Origin of the sequence: Promicromonospora sp. NPDC060271, from assembly GCF_042726755.1 — a bacterium.
In the GTDB taxonomy this organism is placed as follows: Bacteria; Actinomycetota; Actinomycetes; order Actinomycetales; family Cellulomonadaceae; genus Promicromonospora.
Window position 1 is genome coordinate 1 of record NZ_JBHXBG010000214.1, and the last position, 8,780, is coordinate 8,780.

8 protein-coding genes are annotated in these 8,780 nt (G+C 69.1%); 2 read left to right on the forward strand and 6 right to left on the reverse strand.

Annotated elements, in window-relative coordinates:
* Positions 1-45: 45 nt before the first annotated feature.
* From ACFWE2_RS22990 to ACFWE2_RS23000, 3 genes are all read right to left on the reverse strand, one after another.
* Complete coding sequence (locus ACFWE2_RS22990; RefSeq protein WP_377226529.1) at positions 46-1,701, reverse strand: extracellular solute-binding protein; 1,656 nt, start codon at positions 1,699-1,701, stop codon at positions 46-48.
* 83 nt (positions 1,702-1,784) lie between these two features.
* Positions 1,785-2,699 carry a carbohydrate ABC transporter permease gene (locus ACFWE2_RS22995; RefSeq protein ID WP_377226535.1) on the reverse strand — a complete coding sequence of 305 codons (915 nt, stop codon included), beginning with the start codon at positions 2,697-2,699 and terminating at the stop codon, positions 1,785-1,787.
* A gap of 23 nt (positions 2,700-2,722) precedes the next feature.
* A complete protein-coding gene (locus tag ACFWE2_RS23000) occupies positions 2,723-3,652 on the reverse strand; it encodes an ABC transporter permease (protein ID WP_377226536.1) in 930 nt (309 codons plus the stop codon).
* Between the two features lie 353 nt (positions 3,653-4,005).
* Here ACFWE2_RS23000 and ACFWE2_RS23005 point away from each other — a divergent pair, with 353 nt between their 5' ends.
* Positions 4,006-5,022: a LacI family DNA-binding transcriptional regulator gene (locus ACFWE2_RS23005; RefSeq protein WP_377226530.1), complete on the forward strand. Its 1,017-nt coding sequence runs from the start codon at positions 4,006-4,008 to the stop codon at positions 5,020-5,022.
* Between the two features lie 69 nt (positions 5,023-5,091).
* On the opposite strand, the gene ACFWE2_RS23010 is transcribed toward ACFWE2_RS23005, so the two are convergent.
* The 3 genes from ACFWE2_RS23010 to eda are packed head-to-tail and all read right to left on the reverse strand — an operon-like array spanning position 5,092 to position 7,879.
* Positions 5,092-6,087, reverse strand: a complete 996-nt coding sequence (locus tag ACFWE2_RS23010; RefSeq protein ID WP_377226531.1) for an SDR family oxidoreductase — start codon at positions 6,085-6,087, stop codon at positions 5,092-5,094.
* Positions 6,088-6,116: 29 nt separating this feature from the next.
* Positions 6,117-7,217 (reverse strand): sugar kinase, encoded by a 1,101-nt coding sequence (locus tag ACFWE2_RS23015; RefSeq protein ID WP_377226532.1) that lies wholly within the window; start codon positions 7,215-7,217, stop codon positions 6,117-6,119.
* Positions 7,214-7,879, reverse strand: a complete 666-nt coding sequence (gene eda, locus ACFWE2_RS23020; RefSeq protein ID WP_377226533.1) for a bifunctional 4-hydroxy-2-oxoglutarate aldolase/2-dehydro-3-deoxy-phosphogluconate aldolase — start codon at positions 7,877-7,879, stop codon at positions 7,214-7,216. The genes ACFWE2_RS23015 and eda overlap by 4 nt, the downstream gene beginning before the upstream one ends.
* 69 nt (positions 7,880-7,948) lie before the next feature.
* Here eda and ACFWE2_RS23025 point away from each other — a divergent pair, with 69 nt between their 5' ends.
* Entirely contained in the window at positions 7,949-8,686 is a 738-nt protein-coding gene (locus tag ACFWE2_RS23025; RefSeq protein WP_377226534.1) for an IclR family transcriptional regulator, read from the forward strand.
* The last annotated feature ends 94 nt before the right edge of the window (positions 8,687-8,780 follow it).

Below are 8,780 nucleotides of genomic sequence, written 5' to 3' on the forward strand. Positions count from 1 at the left end.
GTCGGGCGACCGCGGGCCGACGGCCGACCACCGTGTCGGCGACCACTATCCGTTGCTCTCGGCGAAGCGCTTGTGGGCGCCGTTGGCCAGCTCGACGTACTCGGCCATGTTCGCCGCCTCGAGCTCGGCGACGTAGTCGTCCCACTCGCTGAGCGGCCGCTCGCCGACGATGAACTGCGCGGTGTTCTGGTAGACGATGTCCTGCAGGTTCGTCTGGTAGAGCGTCGCCTGTTCCTGTTCCATCTCGTCGTAGGTGATGGCCGGCGGAAGGGGCAGCTCCTCCTTCGCGTTCATGCCGTCGAGGAACTCGACGACCTCGTCGCGCAGCATCGACTTGTCCAGCTCCTCGGTGGACCCGTGGGCCAGCATCCAGACGCCGTTGTGGAAGCCGAAGTCCTTGCGGAGCTCCTTCGGCGCGCCGGGGTTGAGCCCGTTCACGTCGATGTCCTCGCTCAGGACCCGCTTGTCGCCGTCCCACTCGAACGTCTCGCCCTCGACGCCCCACTTGGAGAACTCCAGGCCCTCGTCCGAGTAGTACAGCCAGTCGACGAACTGCAGCATCGCGAGGAAGTCGTCGTCCTTCGCCGCCTCTGCGCCGAACACGATGCCCGACTCGCGGCGCGAGCCCGCCGCGAGGTAGCTGCCGTAGGGGCCCGCGGGCACCACGATCTGGCGCACCTCGGCGTCCTCGTTGCCGAGCTGCTCGAAGTTGTCGCGGTACTTCACCAGCTCCTGGTCGTTCGAGCTGATGGCGGCGACGCTGCCGGACGCGAACTTCTGCTCGCCCTGCTCCATCTCCTGGGTGACGGACTCCGGGTCCATCAGGCCCTCCTCCACGAGCGACGCGAAGTAGGTCACCAGCTCCCGGTAGCCGTCAGAGGCGCCGGCGTACGTGAACTCGCCGGCCTCCTCGTCCCACCACAGGCCGTTGATGAAACCGGTGCCCGCGGAGGTGCCGAAGTTGGGCGCCGCGGCGTTGAGCGTCTGCTCCATCGGGCTGTTGATGGACCACTTGTCGCTGAACGGGTAGTCGATCTCCGGGTTGGCCTCCTTGACGGCCGCGAGCTGCTCCTTGAACTCGTCCCAGGTCTCCGGGTCCTCGGTGATCCCGGCCTTCTCCCACAGGTCCGAGCGGATCGCGACGGAGTACTGCGGCTTCGCGATCTCGTGGATGCCCGGCAGGATGTAGTACTTCCCGTCCTCCTGGCGCAGCTGCTCGACCTCGGCCTCGAGCCCCCACTTCTCGATCTTGTCGAGGAAGTTGGGCATGTGCTCCACGTAGTCCGAGATCGGCAGCAGGGCGTTCCGGAACTGCGTCTCCTCACCCGCGTAGATGGAGGGCATGATGTCGGGCGCGTCGCCAGAGCTGATGAGGACGGAACGCCGTGTCGCCAGGTCGGCGAGCGGCACGTTGACGTACTCGAACTCGACGTTCTGGTTGTTCTTGAGGTGCTGGACGATCGACCAGTCCTCCTTGAACGGGTAGTCGGGGTGGTCGCGGTACAGCAGGCTGAAGTCGACGGGCTCCGTCGCCTTGAACGTGGTGCCGACCTCGAAGTCCTCCATGTAGCCGACCTGCGACTCCATGTCGATGGCACCGGACTCCTCCTGGCCGCCGCCGCTCGTCGTGCACGCCGTCAGCGTGACGACCAGGGCCGACGCCGCGAGGCTTGCGGCAGCCCGTCTGCGGGTGATCCTCATGGTTCTCCTTCAGGTTGTGAACGCCTTCGCATCGGAAGGTCAGGCTGGTTCGGGTCGGCTCTCGTGTGCCGGACGGCGTGCGGTCAGCCCTTGACGGAGCCGAGCATCACGCCGGAGACGAAGTACTTCTGGATGAACGGGTACACGCAGACGATCGGCAGGACGGTGAGCAGCATCGCCACGGACTGGACGTTCGCCTGGATCTGCACGGTGTCGCTCCCGAGGTCCGTCGTGGACGTCGCCGCGGCGAGCAGGTTGCGCAGGTAGAGCGTCACCGGGTACATGTCCCGGTCGTTCAGGTACAGGTACGCCTGGAACCACGAGTTCCAGAACTGGACCGCGTAGAAGAGGGTCATCGTCGCGATGACCGCCTTGGACAGCGGGAGCACGATGCGGAAGAACACGCCGTACTGCGACATGCCGTCGATCTCGGCGGCTTCCTCCAGCTCCTTCGGGAAGTTGTCGAAGAACGACTTCATGACCAGCAGGTTGAAGACGTTGATCGCGCCGGGCACGACGATCGCCCAGACCGTGTTCTTGAACCCGAGGGCGTCGATGAGCAGGTAGTTCGGGATCAGGCCGCCCGCGTACAGCATGGTCACCATGGCCAGACCGATCAGGACCCCGCGGCCCTTCAGGTACGGCTTGGACAGCGCGTACGCGAACGTCGTGGTGAGCGCCATCGCGATGGCCGTGGCGAGCAGCGTGTAGACGATCGTGTTCCGGTAGTTGACCCAGAAGATCGAGTCGCCCATCACGCTCGCGAACGTGGTCAGGTTGAACCCGCGCGGCCACAGGTTCACCTGGCCGGCGGCGATGTAGGCCTGGGAGCTGAACGCCTTCGCCACCATGTTGAGGAAGGGGTACAGCGTCAGGAACGTGATCACCACCAGCACGAGCCCGTTCACGATCCGGAACGCCCGGTAGCCCGGCGTGTCCTTGACCGTGGTGGTGGCGGCACGGACCGCCGTGATGTCGGGAGTGTTCGTCGTCACCACTGAGTTCGTCACCGCAGAGTTAGTCACCACAGGGAGGCTCCCACCGCTCGCTTCGAGATCTGGTTGGCCGTGATGACCAGTGCGACGCCGATCAGCGCCTCGAACAGGCCGATCGCGGCGGCGAACGAGTAGTTGCCGCCCTCGCCGATCCCCACCCGGTACAGGTACGTGGACAGGACGTCGGCCGTGTCGTAGGTGAGGGGGTTGTACAGCAGCAGGACCTTCTCGAACCCGACCGCCATGAAGCTGCCGATGTTGAGGATGAGGAGCACCATCATCGTCGGGCGGATGCCGGGCAGCGTGATGTGCCAGGTCTGCTGCCACCGGTTGGCGCCGTCGATCCGGGACGCCTCGTAGAGCTGGTCGTCGATGGTGGTCAGCGCAGCGAGGTAGAGGATGGTGCCCCAGCCGACCGTCTGCCACACCTCGGAGGTCAGGTAGATGGTCCTGAACCAGTCGGCCCGCTGCATGAACGGGATCGCTTCGCCGCCGAACCCCTCGATGATCTGGTTGATCGTGCCGTTGATGGCCGTGAGCTGGAAGACCATGCCCGCCACGATCACTATCGACATGAAGTGCGGCAGGTAGGTGATGGTCTGGACCACGCGCTTGAACAGCCTCGAGCGCAGCTCGTTCAGCATCAGCGCCAGGATGATCGGCAGCGGGAAGCAGATCGCCAGGGTGAGCCCGCCGAGGACGACCGTGTTCCAGAAGACGTCCCAGAACGGCTTGCTGCCGATGAACATCTGGAAGTAGTAGAAGCCGACCCACTCGTCGCCGAACATCGAGCCGCCCGGCCGGTACCGGCGGAACGCGATGACGTTGCCGATCATGGGCACGTAGCGGAACACCAGGAGGAAGATCACCGGCAGGAGCACGAACGTGTACAGCCGCCAGTGCCTGCGCAAGGACACGCGCCAGGTCTCGTTGTCGCGGAGCCGCTGTGGCGGCATGGGCCCCGCTCCGCCGACGGCACCACCCGCTCCGCGGCCGGGCAGCCCGTCATCGGTCCGGGGAACGGCGTCGACCGTCCCAGTACCTCGTGCCATCAAGTCCTCCGGTCACCTCGCCGTGCCGGACCTCACCAGGAGGGCGCCACGTCTTCGTGGAACGTTTTCGAAACTATCGGCCGCTTTACCGAGAGTCATTGGCTGGGACATTAGGATGTTTACCGTCATATCGTCAAGACCGGCCCACATCTGGCGCTGTCACGATGTGGTTACGTCGGACTTCGGTGCGGCGCTGCCCGATGCTGGTGTACCGTCAGCATCGAAAGTTTCAGCGACCGGATCGAAAGGCCTGCGCTATGACGGACGTACGGCCAGGTCCCACCATCGCGTCGATCGCGAGCGAGCTCGGCCTGTCGGTGCCAACGGTCTCGAAGGTGCTCAACGGCAGGGCCGACGTCGCCCCCGCCACGCGCGACCGTGTCGAGGCAGCGCTGGAGAAGCACCAGTACCGGCGCCGGCGCCCGGCGACCGCACCGGCCGGCACCGCCCTGATCGACCTGGTCTTCCACCGGCTGGGCTCCGGCTGGTCCATGGAGATCATCCGCGGCGTCGAGGACGCGGCCGCCGAGTCCCGCACCAGCGTGATCCTGTCCGAGCTGGGCGGCGAGCACCGCCCGCCCGCCCGGTGGCTCGACACGACCATCGCCCGCCCGCCGCTGGGCGTGCTGCTCGTCGCCGCGAACCTGTCCGAGGGGCAGCACCAGCAGCTCGACCGGCGCGGCATCCCCTACGTGGTGATCGACACCGACGGGGAGCCGCCCGCCGACGTCGCCTCAGTGGGTTCCGACAACTGGAACGGTGGGCTGGCGGCCACCCGGCACCTGCTGGCGCTGGGCCACCGGCGCATCGCGATGATCACCGGGCCGTGGGACATGCTCTGCAGCCGGGCCCGCGCGGACGGGTTCCGCTCGGCGCACGAGGAGGTGGGCGCCGTCGTCGATCCCGCGCTCGTGCGGCAGGGCAACTTCTACGTCGAGACCGGGTTCAGCCACGGCCTGGAGCTGCTGTCGCTGCCCGACCGCCCGACGGCGGTGTTCGCCGGCTCGGACATGCAGGCCCTCGGCCTCCTCCGTGCCGCGCACCAGCTCGGCCTCCGCGTGCCGGAGGACCTCTCCGTGGTCGGCTACGACGACCTGCCGCTGGCCTCCTGGGTCGGCCCGCCGCTCACGACCGTGCGGCAGCCGCTCCGCGAGATGGGAGCGGCCGCCACGCAGATCCTGCTCGACATCGCGCGCGGCCGGTCGCCGAAGGTGCGCCGCCTCAACCTGGCCACGGAGCTGGTAGTCCGCGACTCGACGTCCCCCCTGCGCTGACCACCGCACCCCACCTGTCAGACGTACAGGCCACCGGAGTGATCTGTACGTCTGACACGTACGAGCGGCTCAGATCGAGCGCGCGTGCTCCGCGAGCCGGTCGAAAGCCGCGTCCAGCTCGGCGTCGACCACCTGCGCCTGGGGGTGGGCGTCGTACCAGGACACCTGCTCCGCCGCGCCGACGTCGTAGGTGATGGTGGTGCCGAACTCGGGCACGAGCGTCCGCACCTTGGAGATGTCGAAGACCATCGAGTGCGCCTTGTCGCCCACCAGGCCGGGACCCAGGTCCGGGAGCACGCGGGCGATCGTCTCGGACGCCACGTGCACCAGGTCCGGGCTGCGCACACCCGCCGCCTCGGCGAGCCAGGTGTAGATCTGGTCCCACGTGGGGGCGTGCGTGCCCGTGATGTGGAAGGACTCCCCCACTGCGAGCGGGTGGCCGAGCAGACCCACGAAGCCGACGGCGAAGTCCTCGGTGTGCGTCAGCGTCCACAGCGAGGTGCCGTCGCCGTGGACCACCACGGGCTTCCCCGCACGCATCCGGGCCACGTCGGTCCAGCCACCCGAGGTCGGCAGCAGGGTGCGGTCGTACGTGTGCGACGGCCGCACGATCGTCATCGGGAACCCGTTCTCGCGGTACTCCCGGACCAGCACGTCCTCGCACGCGATCTTGTCCCGCGAGTACTGCCAGAACGGGTTGCGCAGCGGCGTCGACTCCCGGACGGGCAGCCGCGCGGGCGGCGTCTGGTACGCCGACGCGGACGAGATGAACACGTACTGCCCGGTCCGCCCGGCGAACTGCGCGACGTCGCGCGCCACGTGCTCGGGGCTGAAGGCGCGGAACTGCGCGACGACGTCGAACTCCCGGCCACCCAGCGCCGCGGCGACTCCCTGGGCGTCGTTCGCGTCGGCGACGAGGGTCTCCACACCCGCGGGAAGCTGGCGCGCCGAGGATCTGCCTCTGTTGAGCACCGTCACCCGGTGCCCGAGCCGGGCGGCCCGGGCCACCGAGGCGTGGCTGATGATTCCGCTTCCACCGATGAACAGGATGCTCTTGGACGACATGCCGCCAATCCTTGCACCATCTGGCCAGGTCAGCGCTGTACGCGGGCACTTCCTCCACCAGCTAGTTTCGCGACCTCGGAAAGCGTCACCATGGTGGTGTCACCGGGGGTGGTCATCGCCAGCGCGCCGTGGGCGGCGCCGTACTCGACGGCCTCCTGGAGCGAGCCCAGCTCCATGAGCCCGTAGGCCAGACCGGAGGCGAACGAGTCGCCGCCGCCGACCCGGTCGAAGATCTCCAGGTCCGCCCGGTGCGTGGCCTCCGCGAAGCCCTCCTTGCGCGACCACGCGATCGCACCCCAGTCGTTGCGCGACGCCGACCGCACGCCACGCAGGGTCGTCGCGATCACCTGGAAGTTCGGGTACGCCTCCGACGCCGTCTCGATCATCGCGCGGAACGCGCCGGTGTCCAGGTCGGTGAGGTTCTCGTCGACCCCCTCGACCTCGAAGCCGAGCGAGGCCGTGAAGTCCTCCTCGTTGCCGATCATCACGTCGACGTGGCTCGCCAGGCGCCGGTTGACCTCCCGGGCCCGCTCCTCGCCCCCGATCCCCTTCCACAGCGAGGGCCGGTAGTTCAGGTCGTACGACACGATGGTGCCGTGGCGGCGGGCGGCGGCCATCGCGGCCTCCGCGACGTCGGCGCTGCTCTCGGAGAGCGCAGCGAAGATGCCACCCGTGTGCAGCCAGCGCACGCCGCGCGAGAACAGCGCGTCCCAGTCGACGTCGTCGGGCTGCATCTGCGCGATGGCGGTGTTGCCGCGATCGCTGACGCCGACGGCGCCGCGCGCGCCGAACCCACGCTCGGTGAAGTTGAGGCCGTTGCGGACGGTGCGCCCGATGCCGTCATAGGGCACCCACCGCACGTACTGCGTGTCGAGGCCGCCGGTGAGCATGAAGTCCTCGACCAGCCGGCCGATCTCGTTGTCGGCCAGCGCCGTGACGATCGCGCCGCGCAGGCCGAAGCAGCGGCGCAGGCCGCGCGCGACGTTGTACTCACCGCCACCCTCCCAGACGTCGAAGCTGCGGGCGGTGCGCACCCGGCGGCTGCCCGGGTCGAGGCGGAGCATCACCTCGCCGAGGGCGACGACGTCGTAGGCGCTCTCGGCGGCGGGACGGATGTTGAGCGAGGTCATCGGCTGGTCTCCTCGGAGTCGATCTGAGCGGCGAGCGCGACGGCGTCCCGCGTACGGGTGGTGATCCCGTCCCAGTCGCCCGCTGTGACGAGCTTGCGGTCCACCATCCACGAGCCGCCGACGGCGAGGACCGGCTTCAGCGTCAGGTAGTCGGCAAGGTTCGTGGCGCTCACTCCGCCGGTCGGCACGAACCGGAGCCCGGGGAACGGCGCGGAGAACGCCTTGATCGCGGCGGGCCCGCCGACGACGGAGGCGGGGAACAGCTTGACGACGTCGACCCCGAGGTCGAGCGCGGCCATGATCTCCGACGGCGTGGCGACGCCGGGAAGCACAGGGACGCCGTGCTCCTGGGCGCGCCGCACGACGGCGGCCGACAGCCCGGGGGACACGATGTAGCGCGCGCCGGCGTCCACGACGTCGTCCACCTGCTGGGCGGTGGTCACGGTGCCCGCACCGACCACGACGTCGGGCTGGTTCTTCGCGACGGCGCGGATGGCGTCGATGCCGCCCGCGAGGCGCAGCGTGATCTCGGCGACGGGGAGGCCGCCCGCGACGAGCGCGTCGGCCAGGCGCGCGCCTTCGTCGGCGCCGTCGACCACCACCACCGGCACGAGCCGGTGGGCGGCGAGGGTCTCGAGGACTGTGCTGTCCACGGATGACATTCGATCTCCGTTTCGCTATGGTGAACGCCAGTTGTTCACTGCGGAACGCATGCTACGTGAGGGAGCCCCATGGATGCCAGCCCGCTCGGGAGCGTCGACAAGGCGCTGCTGGCACTCGACACGCTCGCCGGCTTCGGCGCCAGGGGTGCCTCGCTGGCCGCGCTCGCGCTGGCCGTCGGGGTCAGCAAGCCGACCCTGCACCGCACGCTCGCCGCGCTGCGCCACCGCGGCTACGCCGAGCAGACGGAGGACGGCGCCTACCGCCTCGGCCCCGCCGCGCTCTCCCTCGGGAGCACCTTTCTCGCGGAGGAGAACCTGCCCGCGCTGCTGCACCCGGCCCTGGCTGCGCTGAGTGAGAAGACCGACGAGCTGGTGCACCTCGGCGTGCTCGCTGGACGCGAGGTGGTCTACCTCGACAAGGTCGAGCCGCAGCGCGCGGTCCGCGTGTGGTCGGCCGTCGGACGGCGGCGGGCCGCCGCGACCACCGCACTCGGCCGTGCGCTCCTGTCGGTCCAGGACCTCGACGACGCGGCACTCGTGCGGTACGCCGGCGACGACACGAGCACGGCACGGCTGCGCGCCGTGCTGGACGAGGCCCGGCGGAACGGCGTCGCGGGCGAGACCGAGGAGAACGAGGCCGGGATCGCCTGCATCGCCGTCCCGCTGGTGCGCGCCGGCCGGGCGGTCGCCGCCGTGAGCATCACGGCCCCGGTCGAACGCCTGAGCGGCGAGGCGCGTGCCGACCGGGTGACGGCGCTCCGCGAAGTCCTCCCACCCCTCCTCCCGGCCGGCCTCACCCTCCCGTGAGTGCTGGGTATTTGCGCCTTCCGGGGCTCGATCAGCACAAATAGCCAGCACTCAGCGGGCCGGACGCACGAAGGCCCGGCCGCCCCTCTCGGGG

What these genes read in the sequence shown, in the direction of transcription:
- ACFWE2_RS22990 (WP_377226529.1), bottom strand. Translation starts at nt 1,701, where the DNA reads ATGAGGATCACCCGCAGACGGGCTGCCGCAAGCCTCGCGGCGTCGGCC.
- ACFWE2_RS23010 (WP_377226531.1), bottom strand. Translation starts at nt 6,087, where the DNA reads ATGTCGTCCAAGAGCATCCTGTTCATCGGTGGAAGCGGAATCATCAGC.
- ACFWE2_RS23025 (WP_377226534.1), top strand. Translation starts at nt 7,949, where the DNA reads ATGGATGCCAGCCCGCTCGGGAGCGTCGACAAGGCGCTGCTGGCACTC.
- ACFWE2_RS23015 (WP_377226532.1), bottom strand. Translation starts at nt 7,217, where the DNA reads ATGACCTCGCTCAACATCCGTCCCGCCGCCGAGAGCGCCTACGACGTC.
- ACFWE2_RS23005 (WP_377226530.1), top strand. Translation starts at nt 4,006, where the DNA reads ATGACGGACGTACGGCCAGGTCCCACCATCGCGTCGATCGCGAGCGAG.
- eda (WP_377226533.1), bottom strand. Translation starts at nt 7,879, where the DNA reads ATGTCATCCGTGGACAGCACAGTCCTCGAGACCCTCGCCGCCCACCGG.
- ACFWE2_RS23000 (WP_377226536.1), bottom strand. Translation starts at nt 3,652, where the DNA reads ATGCCGCCACAGCGGCTCCGCGACAACGAGACCTGGCGCGTGTCCTTG.